Source organism: Sulfitobacter sp. 1A13496, assembly GCF_043557225.1.
GTDB classification, from domain to species: Bacteria; Pseudomonadota; Alphaproteobacteria; order Rhodobacterales; family Rhodobacteraceae; genus Sulfitobacter; species Sulfitobacter faviae.
Genome location: NZ_JBIFFP010000005.1, coordinates 100,489 through 119,303, shown reverse-complemented (window position 1 = coordinate 119,303; position 18,815 = coordinate 100,489). Strand labels below are relative to the sequence as shown.

Below are 18,815 nucleotides of genomic sequence, written 5' to 3'. Positions count from 1 at the left end.
GGGCCATATGGGGCAGGCGGCAAACGGTCGGTGCGCTTGGGGGCCCACAGTCGCGGGCAACCTAACTGGCCTTGGGCAAAGTGCAACCCCGGCGTTATCGCCTTGAACCCTCTGCGCGAAACGGCTTGATAGAGCCAAAGACAGCCGGGGAGGGGCTCATGCCAGAATTGAACGATCTATTGCCGATGCTGATGCTGCTCGCCCTGATCGGCGGTTTTGCCGGGATTTTGGCAGGGCTTTTGGGCGTCGGCGGGGGCATTGTCTTGGTCCCGGCGTTCTTTTATGTGCTGCAATCGCTGGGCTACGGCGGGCCGCAGTTGATGCAGATTTGCCTTGCGACCTCTCTGGCGACGATCATCGTAACCTCGGCGCGTTCGGTTCATGCGCATAATAAGAAGGGCGCGGTGGATTGGGAAATACTGCGCACTTGGGCACCGGGGATCATGCTGGGGGCCATTCTGGGCGTGCTGCTGGTGTCGCAACTGCGAACCCAGACGCTACAGGTGATCTTTGGCGGGTTGGCGCTTTGCGTGGGCCTCTACCTTGGCTTTGGACGCAGTGAGTGGCGCTTGGGGGAGACCATGCCCCGCGGCCTCAAGCGCGCGCTCCTGTCGCCGATGGTGGGCTTTCTGTCGGTGCTCATGGGGATCGGTGGCGGCAGTTTTGGCGTGCCGCTGATGACATTGCACGGGCGGCCCATTCACAAGGCTGTGGCCACGGCGGCGGGCTTTGGCCTCCTGATCGCCGTGCCTTCGGTGATTGCCTTTCTGTTTGTCGATATCGGCCAGAACCGCCCGCCGCTGACCCTCGGCGCGGTCAACCTCGCAGCCTTTGGGATCGTCGTGGCGATGACGCTGATCACCGCGCCTTGGGGCGTGCGGCTGGCCCATGCGATGGACCCCAAGCCGCTGCGGCGGGTCTTTGCCGTCTTCCTTGTGCTGGTGGCGCTGAACATGCTCCGAAAAGCGCTTTGGGGCTGAGGCGACCCGGTTTTGACCTTACTCCTGCCGGAATGCGGCTCTTTCTGCCCAATTTCGGACAATGTTCACTGAATTGCCGCAATCTCGACACAAACTGCGGGCTAAATGCCATAACAAACGCAGAATCATCCGAACCAAGGGACGTGACGAGATGCGCCGAAGTGGGACCAAAGCGATCATTCTCAAAGGGCAGGGCAGCGACCTTGCTTATTGGAAACCTACGCGCCGGGGTCGTCGGGCGTTTCGGTTCGATGGGATGTTCACCCGTGAGACCAGCCTGACCTTCGCCCGCGCCTCTGTGTCTGCCGCCAACTACAACGGGGCCCCGATGGGGCATCAGGATGTCACCCATGGCGAAGCGGCCCTTATTTTCCTGAACCAGATCGTCCAGCGCCGCGGCGCCTGAGCCCGCCTTAGTCGCGCCGCCGGGCCAGCCGCGCCGCGCGGCCCCCGCGCCGTTTCGCATGGGCGCTTTCGCGTGAGGGCAGTTCCGCCATGATGGCGCGACGTTCTTCAGCGCTCATCGCGGACCAGCGGCCAATCTCGTCGATCGAACGCAGACAGCCGGTGCAGAGACGGCTTTCGGGATGCACCACGCAGATGTTGATGCAGGGGCTTTCGACCTCATCACGTTGCCAGACCTTCTTAGTCACGGCGCATCACCTGCAAACGGTCCAGAAGCCCCTGCAGGATATAGCCCGCCGCCACATGGTCGATGACCTCGGCGCGGCGTTTGCGGGTGGTGTCGGCCTCAAGAAGTGCGCGTTCGGCGGCCACGGTCGACAGGCGCTCGTCCCAATAGGTGATCGGCAGCGGGCTGAGCCGGTCGAAGTTGCGCGCGAAGGCGCGTGTCGACTGGCAGCGCGGCCCCTCGGTGCCATCCATATTGCGCGGCAACCCCAGAACCAGCCCGCCGATGCGGCGTTCGGCGATGATCTCGGTCAGCCGGGCGGCATCGACGCCGAACTTCTTGCGCCGCACGGTTTCCAGCGGGGTGGCGACGGATTGGAAACTATCGCTCACGGCCACGCCGATGGTTTTCTCACCCAAGTCCAGCCCGATCAGCGCCTGCATCGGGGGCAGGGCGGCGATGAAATCTGCGGTTTCGTCGTAAATCATCCTGCCACCCCTGCGCGTTCCCCGGCGCTGCGGATCATGTCCAGCGCCGCATTGTCGTCTGAGAAGACCTCAAGCGCGTTGTCATAGACCGCTCTGGCCTGATCGGTATCGCCCAAGACCCCCAGCGACGTGATCAGCCGCGCCCAGTCCTGCGGCGGGCCGCCTTCGCTGGCCAGACGGTCCGACAGCCCTGCGACCATGCCGCCGATCATCTCCATCCGGTCATCCGCGCTCATCTCCGAGGCGGCTTCGATGTCTTCGGCCGAAGGGCCGCGCGCGGGGGTGCCAGTGCCAATCTGCGGCATCTCGTAATTCACCCCGGCAAGTGCGGCGACCTGAGCGATCTGCGCACGGATCGGCTCGATCCACGGGGCATCGACAGGCCCACGCCGCAGCAGCGCGTCCCAGATGCGAAAGCCCACATCGGGCCGTCCGGTCTGCACCATCATCAGGCCGAGGTAATAGCGCGCCCGGCCATCCTGCTCATCGCGGTTCAACACCTCGCGCAGGGCGGTTTCCGCCTCGGGCGAGACATAGCCGCCCGCCGCCAGCACCAAGAGTTCGGCATAATCCGCGATATCCTTGGCGGTGCGGTCGGCCCCTTTGAGACGCAGCACATTGGCCTGCGCCTCGGCGGCGGCGGCGAAATTGCCGATGCGGGCTTCGTTCTGCGCCAGAAGGGTTTGCCCTTGCAGGTCTTCGGGCCGGTCTTTGACCGTGGCGCGCAGCTGTTGCATCAAGGCGAGGTAATCGGCGCTCAGCCCTTCGGTGGCGGGGCTGGGGGGCAGGCTCTCCACCGCGCTTTGCTGGCTGGGTCGGTTGCGGCGCATATCCTCGGCAAAGGCGATGCGGTCAGCGAGGGCCAAGTCGCCATAGCCGGGCTGCCCCAGATGCCAATAAAGCGCCAAAGACCCGGCGCCCAAAGCCACGACCCCGGCGATCAGCACCAAGGGCGCGGGGCGCGCGGCGGTGTGCGGGCCACCATCGCGGGCGGCATCGGCCGCGAGGATGCGGCGCGAAATCTCGGTCCGGATGCGGGCGGCGTCGGCCTCGGGGACAATGCCGCGCGCCACGTCGCGCTCAACCTCATCCAACTGGTCGCGGTAGACCTTCAGATCATAGTCCGCCTGAGCGGGCAGGGGCGTATCCGCGCCGCGCCAAGCGGCCCGCGCCAAAAGACCGCCCACGACAAGCGCCATCGCGCCAGAGAGAAACCAGAATATCATGGCCTCTACCTAACCTTTGACCGGCCCCGACAAAAGCCCGCAAATGCCGCGTGCCCTGCGGCATTTTTCACCAATCGCGCCGCATGTCGCAAAACCGCGTCCAAATGCCGTGGTGGTCATTTCGCATATCTGCTCCTAGGCTCAGAACTGAGCACAGCCGCCCGCGCGGCCCGAATCCTTGCCGGGAAGTGACGTGATGAAGAAATACTCCGTTTTCGCAGTGGCCCGAGAGGCAATGCGCCATCATACGGGCTGGACCCGCGCATGGCGGGATGCACAGCCGAAAAAGCGCTATGACGTTATCATCGTCGGCGCGGGCGGGCATGGGCTGGCGACGGCGTATTATCTGGGCAAGAACTTCGGCATCACCAATGTCGCGGTGCTGGAAAAGGGCTGGCTTGGCGGCGGCAACACCGGGCGCAACACCACCATCATCCGCTCGAACTATCTGCAAGACCCTTCGGCTGCGATCTACGAAAAGGCGCGCAGCCTTTACGAGACGATGAGCCAAGACCTGAACTACAACGTCATGTTCAGCCCCCGTGGTGTCATCATGCTGGCGCAGACCGAGCATGAGGTGCGCGGCTACAAACGCACGGCCCATGCCAACGCCCTGCAAGGCGTACAGACCGAATTTATCGGGCCGGACCGGGTCAAACAACTGGTGCCGATCATCAACATCGACGGGCCGCGCTACCCGGTGCTGGGCGGGCTCTGGCAGGCCCGCGGCGGCACCGCGCGGCATGATGCGGTGGCTTGGGGCTATGCGCGGGCCTGCTCGGATATGGGCATGGACATTATCCAGAAATGCGAGGTCACCGGCGTGCGCCAAACGGGCGGCAAGGTGACCGGCGTCAGCACCACACGCGGCGATATCGACTGCGACAAGCTGGGGATCGTCGTGGCCGGGCATTCGGGGCAGCTGGCGAATATGGCGGGCTTTCGTCTGCCGATCGAAAGCGTGGCCTTGCAGGCACTGGTCTCGGAGCCGGTCAAACCCTGTATGGATGTCGTCGTCATGGCCAATACGGTGCACGGCTACATGAGCCAGTCCGACAAGGGCGAGATGGTCATCGGGGGCGGCACGGACGGGCATAACAACTACACCCAACGCGGCAGCTTTCATCATATCGAAGAGACGGTCCGCGCGTTGGTTGAGACCTTCCCGATGATCTCGCGGCTCAAGATGCTGCGGCAATGGGGTGGCATCGTGGATGTGACGGGCGACCGCTCTCCGATCCTCAGCAAAACCCCGGTCGAGGGGGTCTTTATCAATGGTGGCTGGGGCACGGGCGGCTTCAAGGCGATCCCCGGCTCAGGCTGGGGCTTTGCCGAGTTGATGGCCAAGGGGCATTCACCGCTGACCGACGCCTTCGGGCTTGAGCGTTTCGCCGAAGGCCGCTTTATCGACGAATCCGTGGCCGCCGGGGTGGCGCATTGATGTTGTGGATCGGCCACAATTCGCCGCTGCTCAGCACGGGGGGGAACGCCAGTGCCCGGCTCGGGGTTACCCGTTCAGACATTGAATATAACGGAGCTGAACAATGGCAACCCCGGATCACAACCGCACGGATCACGTCGATCATACCAACACCACCACAACCACGACCACGACGGATCGTGGCGGCAACAGCGGCCTTGCCTTCATCGTGGGCGCGGTCGTCGTCGTGGTGGCTTTGCTGGCCTATTTCCTCTTCGCGGGGGGTGACCTTGATGGCGCGAATGACGTCAACGTCAACATCGAAGGTGCTGCCGAAAGCACTGGCGAGACCATTGAGGGCGCGGCCGAAGGCACGGCAGATGCCGTCGATGAGGCCGCAACCCCGAGCGAGTAAAACCCCCTCGGCCACGCGCGCAGCGTCGCCTTTTCACGATTCACGCCGCTCCGCGCAGCCGCGCCGGGGCGGCGTTTTGCCGTTCTCTACCCGCGCAGGAGCCTGCCCATGCTGATCCTCACCTGTCCTTGCTGCCATGTCACCGCCGAAGAGACGGAGTTTCACGGCGGCGGGGAGGCGCATTTGAAACGTATCGGCCCCGGCGGCTCCGAAGAGGATTTCGAGCGCTACCTCTTCATGCGTGAGAACCCCAAGGGCGTGCATCTTGAGCGTTGGCGGCATGTCTACGGCTGCGGCAAGTGGTTCCACATGGCCCGCGATACCGCCACGCTCGAAGTCTTTGGCAGCTATCTCGCGCAGACCCTCGCCCCGCCGGATCACATCCTTGAGGCGATCCGCAAACGCCATACCGATTGGCAGTGGCAGCGCGCCAGCTAGCCCCCGACCTCGTTTCTCGCCCCGGTATTCACCCCATCCTCAGCCCCCAAGGTTTTCCACGATGAGCACAAGACTGGCCACAGGCGGCCGCCTGCTGAACAAAAGCAAACCGCTGAGCTTTACCTTCAACGGCAAGCAGATGCGCGGCTATGAGGGCGACACGCTGGCCTCGGCGCTGTTGGCCAATGATCAGGTGCTGGTCGGGCGTTCGTTCAAATACCACCGCCCGCGCGGCATCGTGACCTCCGGCCCCGAAGAGCCCAACGGTCTGGTCGGTCTTGGCCAAGAGGGGCATTTCGAGCCCAATGCCCGCGTCACCACGACCGAGCTTTGCGAGGGGTTGGCCGCGGAAAGCCAGAACCACTGGCCGAGCCTTGAGTTCGACGTGGGCGCGATCAACAAACACCTCAGCCGCTTTCTGCCGGCGGGCTTCTACTATAAGATGTTCATGCATCCGCGTCCGCTGTGGAAGCATCTCTATGAGCCGATCATCCGCCATTCCGCCGGTCTGGGCAAAGCGCCCAAGGCGGCAGATGCCGACACCTATGAACACTTCCACGCCTTCTGCGACGTGCTGGTCATCGGCGGCGGGGTCGCGGGGCTTCAGGCCGCCTTGGCCGCGGGGTTGAGCGGTGCGCGTGTCATCGTGATTGAGCAGTCGGCCCATTGGGGGGGGCGGGCGCCGGTTGACGGCGGCACGGTCGACGATGCGCCGGTGGAGGACTGGATCGCGCAAACGCTCGACCGTTTGCGCGGCATGGAGAATGTGGACCTGCGCGACCGGACCATGGGGGCAGGGGTTTACGATCACGGCTATGTGCTGGGCTATGAACGGCTGCGGGATCATACGCCCCAGAGCGCAGGCCCGCGTCATCGGCTTTGGCGCGTGCGGGCGGCCCATGTGATCACCGCAACCGGCGCGATCGAGCGGCCGCTGAGCTTTGCGGGCAATGACGTGCCGGGCGTGATGCTGGCCTCGGCCATGCGCGACTATGTGGCGAATTACGGGGTGTCACCGGGTGATCGCACCGTGGTGGTGACGAATAACGACAATGCCTATCTCACGGCGATTGCGCTGAAACAGGCGGGGCTTGACGTGCCCGCCGTGCTGGATGCCCGCGTCTTGCCGCAAGACAGCGAATTGGTCGCCCAAGCCCGCGCGCTTGGCATTCGGGTGGTCATGGGCCATGCGGTATCCTCAGTTCATGGGGGCAAGCGGGTGACCGGTGTGGCCGTCTGTTCGCAGGCGGGCGAAGGGGCCGTGCTGGAAGAGATCGCCTGCGATGCGGTGGCCATGTCGGGCGGCTGGTCGCCGGTGGTGCATCTGTGGTCGCATTGCGGTGGCAAGCTGACGTGGGACGATGCAAAAGCCTGTTTCCGCCCCGATCAGGACCACCCGCCCACCGGGGCAGACGGCCATGGTTTCGTGACGCCAGCGGGGGCGGCGGCGGGGGTCTTTGCCCTCGACGATGTGCTGCATGACGCCCATGCTGCCGCAGATGGGGTGGCAACGTCGCTCGGCTTCAAACTGCCGCGCGATCTGGCGGCACCCACGGCGGCCCGGCGCGAGGAAGCGCCGATGATGCCGGTCTGGCAAATGCCACAGGGCGCCAGCGTCAAACTGCGCGAGAAGACCTTTCTCGATTACCAGAACGACGTGAAAGTCTCAGATGTGCGTCTGGCCGCGCAAGAGGGCTTCGTCTCGGTCGAACATGCCAAACGCTATACCACGCTCGGCATGGCGACGGATCAGGGGAAGCTTAGCAATATCAACGGGCTGGCCACGCTCGCCGGGGCGTTGGATGCAGAGATCCCCAGCGTCGGCACTACCACCTTCCGCCCGCCTTACCACCCGATTTCGATGGGCGCGATTGCGGGGGCGGCGCGGGGCGATACCTTCCAGCCGATCCGCCGCACCCCGCTACATGACTGGCACGAAGCGAATGGCGCGGTCTGGGAGCCGGTCGGCCAGTGGCAGCGGCCCTATGCCTATGCGCAAGACGGTGAAAGCACCCATGACGCGGTGATGCGTGAAGTGACGAACACGCGCCAGAACCTCGGCTTGCTGGATGCCTCGACCCTTGGCAAGCTGATCGTCCGTGGCCCGGATGCGGCGCGGTTCCTCGACATGATGTACACCAATATGATGTCGACGCTGAAACCCGGCAAATGCCGTTACGGGCTGATGTGCAACGAAAACGGTTTCCTGATCGACGATGGCGTCGTGGCGCGGCTGGATGAGCAGACCTTCCTCTGCCACACGACCACCGGCGGGGCCGACAGCATCCATGCCCATATGGAGGAATGGCTCCAGACCGAGTGGTGGGATTGGAAAGTGCATGTGGTCAACGCCACCGAACATTACGCGCAGGTGGCCGTGGTCGGCCCCAATGCGCGCAAATGTCTGGAAAAGCTCGGCGGCATGGACCTCAGCCGCGAGGCGCTTGGCTTCATGGAATGGACCGAGGGCGAATTGGGTGGTTTCAAGGTCCGCGTCTTCCGCATCTCTTTCTCTGGCGAGCTGAGCTATGAGATCGCCGTTGAGGCAGGGCAGGGGCAGGCCTTCTGGGACGCGCTGCTGATCGCCGGGCATGACTTGGGCGTGATGCCCTATGGCACGGAATGCCTGCACATCCTGCGCGCCGAAAAGGGCTTCATCATGATCGGGGATGAGACCGATGGCACGGTGATCCCCCAAGACCTTGGTCTGAACTGGGCGATCTCGAAAAAGAAGGACGACTACCTTGGCAAACGCGCGCAACAGCGTAGCCATATGCAAGATCCGACCCGGTGGAAACTCGTGGGGCTTGAGACCACGGATGGCAGCACCCTGCCGGATGGGGCCTATGCGCTTGGCGAAGGTGAGAATGAGAACGGCCAGAAGGTGATGCAGGGGCGGGTGACCTCCTCCTATCACTCCCCAACGCTGGACCGGGGCATCGCCATGGGGCTGGTGCTGCATGGACCGGACCGGATGGGCGAGGTGCTGACCTTCCCCGGCACCGATGGCAAGACCTATGAGGCGCGGATCGTCGATCCGGTGTTTTATGATCCCAAGGGGGAGAAACAGAATGTCTGAACCCGTAAGCGCATTGAAGAACGCCCGCTATAACGCTGGTATCGCTGTGATTTCCGAAGTGGCACCCATGGGCATGATTACGATCCGCGGCGATCTTGATGCGCCCTATCTGCGCAAGGTGACCAAGAAACTCGCCGGGGTGGAGCGCCCCGAGCGGGGGCAATGCCGCTTCGCCGGGGACGCCGGGACGGCTTGGATGTCGCCCGATGAATTGCTGCTCTTTTGCCCCCACGCGCAGGTGCCCGAGGTGTTGGCGCGGCTGCATGCGGCCTTTGAGGATACCCATACCACCGCCATGGATGTCTCCGGCGCGCGCGCGGCGTTTCGTGTCGAAGGCCCCCATGCGCGGGAGGTGCTGGCCAAGCTCGCCCCCGTCGACCTCGCCCCGGATGAATTCACCCCCGGTATGTTCCGCCGCACGCGGATGGGGCAGGTGCCCGCCGCCTTTTGGCTGCGCGACGATGGCGCCTTTGAGGTGATCTGCTTTCGATCGGTCGCGCGGTATATGTTCGACCAGCTTTGCGTCGCGGCCCAGCCCGGCAGCGCGGTCGGCCATTTCCAAACGGCTTAAGTCGAGAGAAAAACTGACTATTTCTCTCGGAACGGATGTGATTTGCAGACGTTGACCTTGACGTTGCCGCTTGATCAACATCAAGTGGCCGCAGCGAAATTTCCAAACGAGGAGGCCCAGAAATGGCTTTTGAACTTCCCGATCTCCCCTATGCCCACGACGCGCTTGCATCCAAGGGCATGTCCAAGGAAACGCTGGAATACCACCACGACAAGCACCACAACGCCTATGTCGAGAACGGCAACAAGGCGATTGAGGGCACCGAGTGGGAGGGCAAGACCCTCGAAGAGATCATCAAGGGCACTTACGACCCGAACGCCGTGGCCCAGTCCGGCATCTTCAACAACATCTCTCAGCTGTGGAACCACAACCAGTTCTGGGAAATGATGAGCCCCGAAGACAACAAAATGCCCGGTGAGCTGGAAAAGGCGATCACCGAAAGCTTTGGCTCCGTCGACAAGTTCAAGGACGAGTTCAAGGCTGCGGGCGCAGGCCAGTTCGGCTCCGGCTGGGCATGGCTGGTGAAAGACAAAGACGGCAGCCTGAAGGTCACCAAGACCGAGAACGGCGTGAACCCGCTCTGCTTCGACCAGACTGCGCTGCTCGGCTGTGACGTGTGGGAGCATTCCTACTACATCGACTTCCGCAACGCGCGCCCCGACTACCTGTCGAACTTCCTCGACAACCTTGTGAACTGGGACAACGTCGCGTCGCGCATGTGATCCAGCGGCGGCGCGTGCGAGAGCCGCTCGCGCTTGATGCGTGTGGCGCTCTCCCAGTCACCGACGCCCACGGCTACGCCGCAGGCTGGGTGAACTGGGACAACGTCGCGTCGCGCCTGTGATGTTACAGCGCGGCCTTACGGCCAGCCCGAACGAGACAGAAACCCCGCAGCCTGCTGCGGGGTTTTTCGTTGGAACCCAAGACCCTTCGCGGATGTTTTTCTCCTGAGACTTCACGTCAAAAAAGGAGGACAACATGGCCGAGCGGAAGCGATCCAATGACGGTAGCAAGGAGACGGAAAAATTCCTCTCCGATACCGAGACGCCAGACCAAGGTGGCCGCGCCGGGGGTGATCTGCAAAAGGACGTTGGCACCCAAGACGCCATGCGCCGCGCCGAAAAGGGCGAAGACGGCGTGACCCGCGTTACCGGCGAAGACAAACGCAACCATGGAGAGCCTTCATGACCAAACTCAGCCAAGACACATGGGTGCTGATCGCGGATGGCGAAAAGGCCCTTTTCCTGCAAAACCACACCGATGGCGAAGACCCCTATCTTCAAGTCGTGCGCAAGGAAGAGCAGGAGAACCCACCGGCGCGGGAGCAAGCCGCCAACCGCCCCGGTCGGATGAGCGATGGTCCGAGCGGGCACCGCTCTGCCTTTGACGACACGGATTGGCATGAGCTGGAAAAAGAGCGCTTTGCCAAAGACTTGTCGGACATCCTTTACAAACTGGCTCACAAAGGCCGCTTTGATCGGATCGTTTTGGTGGCCCCTCCGGCAGTGCTGGGGGACCTACGCGATGACCTCCACAAAGAGGTGCAGAGCAAGGTGGTGGGGGAAATCCCCAAGACCTTGACCAACCACCCAATCGACGAGATCGAAAAGATCGTGGCCGGGGAATTGGCCCAAGCCTGACTTTTCCCTTGGCGCGGGAATTGATTGCCTTCACAAGGAAGCAGTCTACCGCGCCAAGGATTTCCCATGACCGACACCACCAAGGGTTTCGCCGCCATGATCGCGGCCTGCTGTATCTGGGGGCTGTCGTCTATCTTCTACAAAATGCTGTCGCATGTGCCCGCCGCCGAGGTGCTGGCCCATCGCACCCTCTGGTCGCTGGTGTTCTTCGTGATCGTGTTGGCAGTGCAGCGGCGGTTGCGCGCGATCCTTGACGCGATAGCCGGACCGCGGGCTTTTGGGCTGCTTGCTTTCGCGGCGCTGGTGATTGCGACGAATTGGTATCTTTTCATCTGGGCGGTTCAGAGTGGGCAGGCGACGGAGGCGGCCTTGGGCTATTACATCTTCCCGCTGGTCTCGGTCCTGCTGGGCCGTCTTGTCTTTGCCGAGCGGTTGAGCCCCGTACAGCTTTTCGCGGTGGGGTTGGTGACGGTCGCGGTCTCGCTGCTCACCTATGGCTTGGGCACTGCGCCTTGGCTCGCCATGGCGCTGGCGGCGTCTTTTGGGCTTTATGGGCTGGCGAAAAAGCGGTTGGCGGTGGGGCCGGTCGTCTCTGTCACCGCTGAGGTGCTGCTGTTATCGCCCCTTGCGGTGCTCGTGCTGTGGCAAACGGGTGACAATGGGGCGGGGGCCTTCGGGGCCTCCTTCCGCGATACGGCGCTGCTGATACTCGCCGGGCCGATCACCGCGACGCCGCTGATCCTGTTCAGCTACGCGGCGCGGCGATTGTCGATGGCGACGGCCGGATTGCTGAGCTACATCAACCCGACCTTGCAGTTTTTCTGCGCCGTAGTCCTGTTTCGCGAACCGTTCACGGGCTGGCATGTGCAGGCCTTTGTGCTGATCTGGTGCGCGCTGGCGGTCTATTCCGTCAGCACCTTCCGTCAGGACAAAGCGCGGCGCAGAGCGCTGAGAGCGGCCTCGGCATCCGGCACCACGGTGACGTAATCCAGCAGCGTCGCATCGGCAAAGCCATGGGTCACGACATGGTTCATGAGCGACATGAAAGGATCCCAGTATCCATTTGTGTTCACAAGGAAAATGGGTTTCTCATGCAGGCCCAACTGGCGCCATGTCAGCACCTCGAACAGCTCGTCCAATGACCCCGCGCCGCCGGGCAGAACCGCCACGGCATCGCAGTTCATGAACATCACTTTTTTACGCTCATGCATCGTTTCGGTCACGATATAGCGGGTCAGATCGGTCTTGCCGACTTCCCATGCCACGAGATGCGCGGGGATCACGCCGAAGGTGTCGCCGCCTGCCGTTTGAGCGGCGCGCGCAACGCTGCCCATCAGCCCGACATCGCCCGCGCCATAGACCAGCCGCAGCCCGGCCTCGGCCAGACCGCGGCCCAATGTTTCGGCGTCTTGGATGAAGGCTTCGTCGTCGCCGGGGCGGGAGCCGCAATAGACACAGACAGAATGTTGCATGGTAAAGCGTCCTGTTGATTAGGAAAATTCTGCGCGGATCGTCTGCGCTTTTGACCCCTGTTAGCCTGCTTGCTAAAAAGGCTCAACCACAGGGGAAGTAGAGAATGTTCAAGGGATTTGGCCGGTTTGGCGGCATGGGGGCGATGGCGGCGGGCGCCTTTGCGGCGGCGGTGCTGGCGCTTGGCGCTTGGATCGGCAGCAAGCGCGGCGCGCCGGAGGAGGCAGCCCCCGAAACGGTGGCCGTGCTCCCCGAACGCGATGCCACCCCTGAGAATGCCACGCTGGTGCCGGATGCTGTGAAAGGTGTCTCGGTCGGCCCTGAGGGTGAGGCGGCAACCGAGCCCGAGACAGCGCCGCAGGCCCCGGCCTTTGACGAAGTGCGCCGCGAAAGCGACGGGATGACGGTGATCGCGGGCCGCGCGGCGCCCGGCAGCACCGTGGCCGTGTTGAAGGATGGCGAAGAGGTGGCCCGCGCCACCGCCGATGGGACCGGGAAATTCGCGACCCTCGCGATGATCCCGCCCGATGGCAAGGGGCATGTGCTGACGCTTTTGGGGAAGAACGGTGCGGCAAAGCTTGCTTCGGAAGAGGAGATTATTCTCACCCCTCGGGCAGCGCCCGTGCAGTTGGCGGAGGCCGATATCGCGCCGGAGGAAAGCCCGGTCGCCTCGGTTGAGGAGGGGGCCACACAGCCGGACGAGGCGGCGGAGCCTGAAACCTCCGAGACCACGATGGAAGAGCCGATCCCGGCAACTACGAACAACGCTGAAGAGGAGAGCGCGGCAGCGACGGGTCAAAACCCAGCCGCTGCGCAGGCGGAGCAGGCGACCCCTCTGGCCGGAACGGCCACAGCCGAGGCGGAGCGCGCTGCGTCCGACAATGCGGACGTGCAAGACGTCGAGGCGGACCGAGGACAGTCGACGCAAGACGAGGCTGACACGGACGAAGACACCGTATCGACAGAGCAAGACCTGGCTATCGCCGAAGAGGAGGTCGCCTCCGCCCCCGCTCAGGCCACCCCACTTTCCGATACTGGGACCGCTAACGTGGAGAGCAGAACGTCGGAGCAACCCTCTCAAGCGAGGCCAATGGCGGGAACAGGCACCGCGGAGGACGAGAGCGCGGCGGCGTTGGATGAAGACGGTGCTGCCGAGCAGGGCGCGGATAGCAACACCGCGCCGTCCCAAGCCACGCCGATGGCCGGAACAGGCAGCGCCGAAGACGTGAGTGCCGCGACCGTAGAGCAAGACGATGCCGCCGAGCAGGGCGAAGATACCAGCACCGCTCCGGCCCAAACCACAGCGATGGCGGGGACGGGTACGGCTAAAGACGTGAACGCCGGGCCGTCGGAACAAGACGGTCCCGCCGATCAGGGGGCAGACACCAGCGCCACGTCTTCTCAAGCGACGCCGTTGGCGGAAACCGGCACCGATGAGGGCGACACCGCCGCGCCAAACGCTGACGGTGAGGCGCCATCTCAAGCCACACCACTGGCAGAGACGGGAACTACTGAGAGAGACGCCACCCTCGCGCAAACACCGCCCGCAGCCGTGACCGAGGCCCCGAACCTCGCCGACCGCAGCCCATCGCCGCCGGAAACCACAACCCCCGCCCCTGCGGAGGAACCCGACACCATCACCGCACCGGCGAAGCCGCCCGCGCCCTCTCCGGTGTTGAAATCCACCGCCGAAGGGGTCGAACGGCTCGACACCGCGCCGCCGCAGGTGATGACCAATGTGGCGCTCGACACCATCGGTTACTCCGATCAGGGCGATGTGCAACTGGCGGGCCGTGCCCAGCCGGACACCCGTGAAGTGCGCGTCTATCTGAACAACAACGCCGTGATCAGCTTGCCGGTCGATCAAGAGGGCCGCTGGCGGGGCGATCTGCCCAATGTCGATGAGGGCGTATATACCCTGCGCGTGGATGAGCTTTCCCGCGGCGGCGATGTGACCAGCCGGGTAGAGACCCCCTTCAAACGCGAATCCCCCGAGGTGCTGGCCGCCGCCACCGAAGGGCTGACCGGCCCGCTCAGCGCGGTGACGGTGCAAAAGGGCGATACGCTCTGGGCGATCTCGCGTGCGCGCTATGGCGATCCTCTGCTCTATGTGAAGGTTTTCGAGGCCAATAGCGCCAATATCCGCGACCCCGATCTGATCTATCCCGGGCAGGTTTTCGACCTGCCCGAAGACCCGGCATCGGAGTGATCTGAGCGGCCAAAACCGGGGCGGCATTCGCAGCGCGCAGAGCGGCTGTGCGCCGCCCGGTACTGGCAACCCAAGGCCATGGGGCCTATGTAGCCTGTAATCACTTCAGGAATTTCCATGCCAGCCGATACAGAACAATCTAACGCCGCGCGGCGGCGCGACCGCAAGGCGCCCAAGCCCGAACGCATCCCCACAGAGGCCGAGATGATCGACGCCGCCGAGCGGCAGTCGGGCTTTTTGGTACTGCGCAAGGTCGCGCCCTACCTCTGGCCCAAGGATATGCCATGGGTGAAACGCCGGGTGGTTCTGGCGATGCTGGCGCTGCTGGTGTCGAAGCTGATCATCGTCGCCACGCCGTTCTTCTACCGCGACGCGGTGGATGCGCTGGCGAGCGAGGGGGCGCCGATGCTGGCGCTTGGCGCGATTGGTCTGACCGTGGCTTACGGCATGGCGCGACTGATGGGGGTGGGCTTTCAACAGGTCCGCGATGCGGTGTTTGCACGCGTCGGGCAGCGCGCCCTGCGGATGCTGGCGCTTGAGACCTTTCAGCACATCCACAGACTCTCGATGCGCTATCACATCACCCGCAAGACCGGGGGGCTCAGCCGGATCATCGAGCGGGGGGTCAAAGGTGTCGACTTTCTGCTGCGCTTCCTGCTCTTCTCCATCGGGCCGCTGATCCTTGAGCTGATCCTCGTGGGCGTGATCCTCGCCGTGCTCTTTGACGTCTGGTATCTGGCGGTCGTGGCGGTGACCATTGCGCTCTACGTCTGGTTCACCTTTGCCGTCACCGAATGGCGCGTGCGCCTGCGGCGGCAGATGAATGACAGCGACACCGACGCCAACCAAAAGGCGATCGACAGTCTGCTGAACTATGAAACGGTGAAATACTTCGGCGCAGAGGGGCGTGAGGCCGCGCGCTATGACGCCGCGATGGCCGATTATGAGAACGCGGCGATCAAGACGAACTATTCGCTGGCCTTTCTGAACTTTGGCCAAGCTCTGATCATCACCGCAGGGCTCGTAGGGGTCATGGTCATGGCGGCGATGGGCGTGCAAAGCGGCGAGCTGAGCGTCGGCGACTTCGTCATGGTGAACTCCTACATGATCCAACTGACCGTTCCGCTGAACTTCCTTGGCACCGTTTACCGTGAGATTCGTCAGGCGCTTGTGGACATGGGGCAGATGTTCGGCCTGCTCGAACAACCGGCTGAGATTGACGACAAGCCAAACGCGCCGGACCTCAAGGTCGCTGGCGGCCATGTGACGCTTGAGAACGTGCGCTTTGCCTATGACACCGACCGCGAAATCCTCAAAGGCATCTCGCTTGAGGCGCGTCCGGGAGAGACGGTGGCGATCGTCGGCTCGACCGGCTCGGGCAAATCCACCATCGGGCGGCTGTTGTTCCGATTCTACGATGTCGCGGGCGGGGCGCTGAAGATCGACGGGCAGGACGTGCGCGACGTGACCCAGCATTCGCTGCATATGGCGATCGGTGTGGTGCCGCAGGATACGGTGCTGTTCAACGACACCATCGGTTACAACATCGCCTATGGCCGCGATGGGGCGACGCAGGAAGAGGTCGAAGACGCCGCGCGCGCCGCACAGATCCATGATTTCATCATGGCGCTGCCGCAGGGCTATGAAACCATGGTCGGCGAGCGGGGGCTGAAGCTTTCGGGCGGCGAGAAACAGCGCGTGGGCATCGCGCGGACCCTGCTGAAAGACCCGCCAATCCTGCTGTTGGATGAGGCCACAAGCGCGCTCGACAGCGAGACGGAGCATGAGATCCAAGACGCGCTGCGCCGCGCGGGCCAAGGGCGCACGGTGCTGACCATCGCCCACCGCCTCTCGACCATCGCCGAGGCCGAACGCATCGTCGTGTTGGAGAAGGGCGAGATCATTGAACAGGGCAGCCATGAGGTGCTGCTCGCCCAAGGTGGGCGCTATGCCCAGCTTTGGCAGCGCCAACAGGCGGAAGAAGAGTAGACGGGGAAACTGGCCCCGCCTTCTGTTTCGGCAGGCAGCCGGGGCATTGCCGCCGAGGGGGGCATTTGCGGGCGATCTGCTCTTGCACTGTGCGGGGCGGCGCATGATATCTACCGCCATGACCGATCTTTCGACCCCCTCGCAGACCTCGCTGCGCGCCCGCGCCGCCCGGCTGGCCGACCGCCCTTCGTTCCAGAATTTCATTCTGGGCGTGATTCTCTTCAACGCCGTGATCTTGGGGCTTGAGACCTCGGACGAGGTGATGGCGCAGGCCGGGCCGCTGATCCTGCTGCTGGACCGTATCTGTCTCGCCATTTTCGTCATCGAAATTGCGATCAAGCTTTTCGGGCGCGGGCTTGATTTCTTCAAACGCGGGTGGAGCATATTTGACTTCGTCATCGTCGCCATCTCGCTGATCCCGGCCACCCAAGGGCTCAGCGTTCTGCGGGCCCTGCGCATCCTGCGGCTGTTACGCGTCGTCTCAGTCGCGCCCTCGCTGCGCCGCGTGGTCGAGGGATTGGTCAACGCGCTGCCCGGTATGGGCTCGGTCTTCTTGCTGATGGGGGTGATCTTTTACATCGCCTCCGTCATGGCCACCAAACTTTTTGGCGCGGATTTCCCGCAGTGGTTCGGCACGCTGGGCCAGTCGGGCTATTCGCTGTTCCAGATCATGACGCTCGAGTCTTGGTCCATGGGCATCGTGCGCCCGGTGATGCAGGTCTATCCCTATGCCTGGATGTTCTTCGTGCCCTTTATCATGGTCACCACCTTCGCGGTGGTGAACCTTTTGGTCGGCCTGATCGTGAACTCGATGCAAGACGCGCATCATGAGGAAAGCAACGAGCAGACCAACACCTACCGCGATGAGGTCATGTCGCGGCTGACCGATCTGGAAAACCTGATCAAGGCGCAGAATACCCCGCCCGAACGCTAAGCCCGGACGGGGAGGGGCGTTATTCCTCGCCGATCGCCTTGGCGGTGAGATTGTCCAGCGCCTTGGTCATCTTGGTGAGATATTCCGCCTCTTCGGGCAGGCCGTGGGCGGTGACCAGCGTTTCAGGCGCGGCATAGGTCACATGCACGGCCCCCTCGCCATCGGCGTAGACCAGTACCCGCATCGGCAGGTCCAGCCCGGCGGTCTGGGCATCTTGCATCGCGGGGGTGCCGAGCTTTGGGTTGCCAAAGATCAAAAGCTGCGTCGGGCGCAATTCCATTTCGACCTTTTCGGCCCCGGCGGCGTGATCGACCCGGGCAAAGACCTCGGCCCCTGCCGCCTCAACCGCGCTTTCCAGCCGGTCCATCGTCGTGGGCACGTCATGGGGTGAGACTTTGGCCACCAAATCCTGCGCCAATGCGGGCATGGCCGCCATCACGACACCTGCCGCCAGTGCAATCGCTTTCATCATCGTCTCCTTTCGCTGCATTCTGCCCCTGACCTAGCGTGACGCGCCCCCGGGCCAAGCGGTCGGCGAAAAGGCGCTGCGGTTCGCTGGGTCTTGGCTTGGCTGGCCACGCGCGGTAAGAGGGGCAAAATCAGGCCGGGGGCAGGGCGCGATGAGCGATACCGACAGTTTTATTGACGAAGTGAACGAAGAGGTCCGCCGCGACCGGCTATACGGCTACCTGCGCCGCTATGGTTGGATCGCCGTGCTGGCCGTGGTGGCCATCGTCGGCGGCGCCGCGTGGAACGAATACAGCAAAGCACAGGAGCGGGCCGAGGCAGAAGCTTTGGGGGATGCGATGCTTGCCGCACTCGAAGCGGATGCCAGCAATGCCCGCGCCGAAGCGCTCGCCCCGATTGAGGCCGATGGCCCCGGTGCCCGCGCCGTGCTGAACTTCATGCGCGCCGATGCGCTGGCCGAGGCGGGTGAAACCGATGCCGCCGTGGAACAGCTGGATGCTATCGCGCTCGACGGTGACCTCGCGCCGATCTATCGGGCCTTGGCGCAGTTCAAGATCGTGACCCTTCAGGGCCAATCCGTGCCCGTGGCTGAGCGGCGTCAGGCGCTCGAAGCGCTGGCCCAGCCCGGTGCCCCGCTGCGCCTGTTGGCAGAAGAGCAACTGGCCCTGATCGACATCCAAGAGGGTGAGACCGACAAGGCCGTGGCGCGCTACCAGTCCATTCTCTCCGATGCGGAAACCACCCCGGACTTGCAACAACGCGCCCTTCAGGTGATTGTGGCCTTGGGTGAAGAACCGGGTGACGAGAGCGCCGCCGCAGAGGCCGCGCTGGAGATCCCCGAAGCAACGGGTGACTGA

20 protein-coding genes are annotated in these 18,815 nt (G+C 63.6%); 15 read left to right on the top strand and 5 right to left on the bottom strand.

The genetic code is table 11. The features are described from left to right. The first annotated feature begins 158 nt into the window (after window positions 1–158). Both ACGYLX_RS12910 and ACGYLX_RS12905 read left to right on the top strand, forming a co-directional pair. Window positions 159–980 (top strand): sulfite exporter TauE/SafE family protein, encoded by an 822-nt coding sequence (locus ACGYLX_RS12910; RefSeq protein ID WP_394449961.1) that lies wholly within the window; start codon window positions 159–161, stop codon window positions 978–980. Between the two features lie 151 nt (window positions 981–1,131). Continuing rightward, window positions 1,132–1,386, top strand: a complete 255-nt coding sequence (locus tag ACGYLX_RS12905; protein WP_394449959.1) for a hypothetical protein — start codon at window positions 1,132–1,134, stop codon at window positions 1,384–1,386. 7 nt (window positions 1,387–1,393) lie between these two features. On the opposite strand, the gene ACGYLX_RS12900 is transcribed toward ACGYLX_RS12905, so the two are convergent. The 3 genes from ACGYLX_RS12900 to ccmI are packed head-to-tail and all read right to left on the bottom strand — an operon-like array spanning window position 1,394 to window position 3,325. Next, window positions 1,394–1,633: a DUF1289 domain-containing protein gene (locus tag ACGYLX_RS12900; RefSeq protein ID WP_067264719.1), complete on the bottom strand. Its 240-nt coding sequence runs from the start codon at window positions 1,631–1,633 to the stop codon at window positions 1,394–1,396. After that, window positions 1,626–2,099 carry a Holliday junction resolvase RuvX gene (gene ruvX / locus ACGYLX_RS12895; RefSeq protein WP_067264722.1) on the bottom strand — a complete coding sequence of 158 codons (474 nt, stop codon included), beginning with the start codon at window positions 2,097–2,099 and terminating at the stop codon, window positions 1,626–1,628. Before ruvX ends, ACGYLX_RS12900 begins: the two co-directional genes overlap by 8 nt. Then, a complete protein-coding gene (gene ccmI, locus ACGYLX_RS12890) occupies window positions 2,096–3,325 on the bottom strand; it encodes a c-type cytochrome biogenesis protein CcmI (RefSeq protein WP_394449957.1) in 1,230 nt (409 codons plus the stop codon). The genes ruvX and ccmI overlap by 4 nt, the downstream gene beginning before the upstream one ends. 196 nt (window positions 3,326–3,521) lie before the next feature. Between ccmI and ACGYLX_RS12885 the strand changes: the two genes are divergently transcribed. From ACGYLX_RS12885 to rarD, 9 genes are all read left to right on the top strand, one after another. Then, complete coding sequence (locus ACGYLX_RS12885) at window positions 3,522–4,766, top strand: sarcosine oxidase subunit beta family protein (RefSeq protein ID WP_322329468.1); 1,245 nt, start codon at window positions 3,522–3,524, stop codon at window positions 4,764–4,766. Between the two features lie 103 nt (window positions 4,767–4,869). Further along, on the top strand, window positions 4,870–5,160 hold the full coding sequence (locus tag ACGYLX_RS12880) for a hypothetical protein (RefSeq protein WP_394449955.1): 291 nt from the start codon (window positions 4,870–4,872) through the stop codon (window positions 5,158–5,160). A gap of 108 nt (window positions 5,161–5,268) precedes the next feature. Next, window positions 5,269–5,598 (top strand): sarcosine oxidase subunit delta, encoded by a 330-nt coding sequence (locus tag ACGYLX_RS12875; protein ID WP_394449953.1) that lies wholly within the window; start codon window positions 5,269–5,271, stop codon window positions 5,596–5,598. A gap of 61 nt (window positions 5,599–5,659) precedes the next feature. Beyond that, on the top strand, window positions 5,660–8,677 hold the full coding sequence (locus ACGYLX_RS12870; protein ID WP_394449951.1) for a sarcosine oxidase subunit alpha family protein: 3,018 nt from the start codon (window positions 5,660–5,662) through the stop codon (window positions 8,675–8,677). Then, the gene (locus ACGYLX_RS12865) at window positions 8,670–9,248 is read left to right on the top strand and encodes a sarcosine oxidase subunit gamma (RefSeq protein ID WP_394449949.1); all 579 of its coding nucleotides are present in this window, start codon (window positions 8,670–8,672) and stop codon (window positions 9,246–9,248) included. The genes ACGYLX_RS12870 and ACGYLX_RS12865 overlap by 8 nt, the downstream gene beginning before the upstream one ends. A gap of 122 nt (window positions 9,249–9,370) precedes the next feature. Next, window positions 9,371–9,970, top strand: coding sequence for a superoxide dismutase (locus tag ACGYLX_RS12860; protein ID WP_394449948.1), 600 nt, complete (start codon window positions 9,371–9,373; stop codon window positions 9,968–9,970). Window positions 9,971–10,226: 256 nt separating this feature from the next. Beyond that, entirely contained in the window at window positions 10,227–10,436 is a 210-nt protein-coding gene (locus tag ACGYLX_RS12855; protein ID WP_067266439.1) for a hypothetical protein, read from the top strand. Further along, window positions 10,433–10,888 (top strand): host attachment family protein, encoded by a 456-nt coding sequence (locus ACGYLX_RS12850; protein ID WP_209218648.1) that lies wholly within the window; start codon window positions 10,433–10,435, stop codon window positions 10,886–10,888. Before ACGYLX_RS12855 ends, ACGYLX_RS12850 begins: the two co-directional genes overlap by 4 nt. 66 nt (window positions 10,889–10,954) lie before the next feature. After that, the gene (rarD, locus tag ACGYLX_RS12845) at window positions 10,955–11,875 is read left to right on the top strand and encodes an EamA family transporter RarD (RefSeq protein ID WP_394449946.1); all 921 of its coding nucleotides are present in this window, start codon (window positions 10,955–10,957) and stop codon (window positions 11,873–11,875) included. On the opposite strand, the gene ACGYLX_RS12840 is transcribed toward rarD, so the two are convergent. Continuing rightward, a complete protein-coding gene (locus tag ACGYLX_RS12840; RefSeq protein ID WP_394449944.1) occupies window positions 11,812–12,360 on the bottom strand; it encodes a TIGR00730 family Rossman fold protein in 549 nt (182 codons plus the stop codon). The two genes, rarD and ACGYLX_RS12840, sit on opposite strands and share 64 nt — an antisense overlap. 104 nt (window positions 12,361–12,464) lie before the next feature. Here ACGYLX_RS12840 and ACGYLX_RS12835 point away from each other — a divergent pair, with 104 nt between their 5' ends. The 3 genes from ACGYLX_RS12835 to ACGYLX_RS12825 all read left to right on the top strand — a co-directional run bounded on the left by ACGYLX_RS12835 (window position 12,465) and on the right by ACGYLX_RS12825 (window position 17,490). Next, entirely contained in the window at window positions 12,465–14,567 is a 2,103-nt protein-coding gene (locus ACGYLX_RS12835) for a LysM peptidoglycan-binding domain-containing protein (RefSeq protein ID WP_394449942.1), read from the top strand. Between the two features lie 204 nt (window positions 14,568–14,771). Further along, a complete protein-coding gene (locus tag ACGYLX_RS12830; protein ID WP_394450161.1) occupies window positions 14,772–16,556 on the top strand; it encodes an ABCB family ABC transporter ATP-binding protein/permease in 1,785 nt (594 codons plus the stop codon). A gap of 103 nt (window positions 16,557–16,659) precedes the next feature. Continuing rightward, window positions 16,660–17,490: an ion transporter gene (locus ACGYLX_RS12825; RefSeq protein WP_394449940.1), complete on the top strand. Its 831-nt coding sequence runs from the start codon at window positions 16,660–16,662 to the stop codon at window positions 17,488–17,490. A 19-nt stretch (window positions 17,491–17,509) separates the two neighbouring features. Here the strand turns inward: ACGYLX_RS12825 and ACGYLX_RS12820 are convergent, their stop codons facing one another. Continuing rightward, a complete protein-coding gene (locus tag ACGYLX_RS12820; protein ID WP_231886381.1) occupies window positions 17,510–17,959 on the bottom strand; it encodes a DUF302 domain-containing protein in 450 nt (149 codons plus the stop codon). 151 nt (window positions 17,960–18,110) lie between these two features. Here ACGYLX_RS12820 and ACGYLX_RS12815 point away from each other — a divergent pair, with 151 nt between their 5' ends. Next, complete coding sequence (locus ACGYLX_RS12815; protein ID WP_271689662.1) at window positions 18,111–18,815, top strand: tetratricopeptide repeat protein; 705 nt, start codon at window positions 18,111–18,113, stop codon at window positions 18,813–18,815.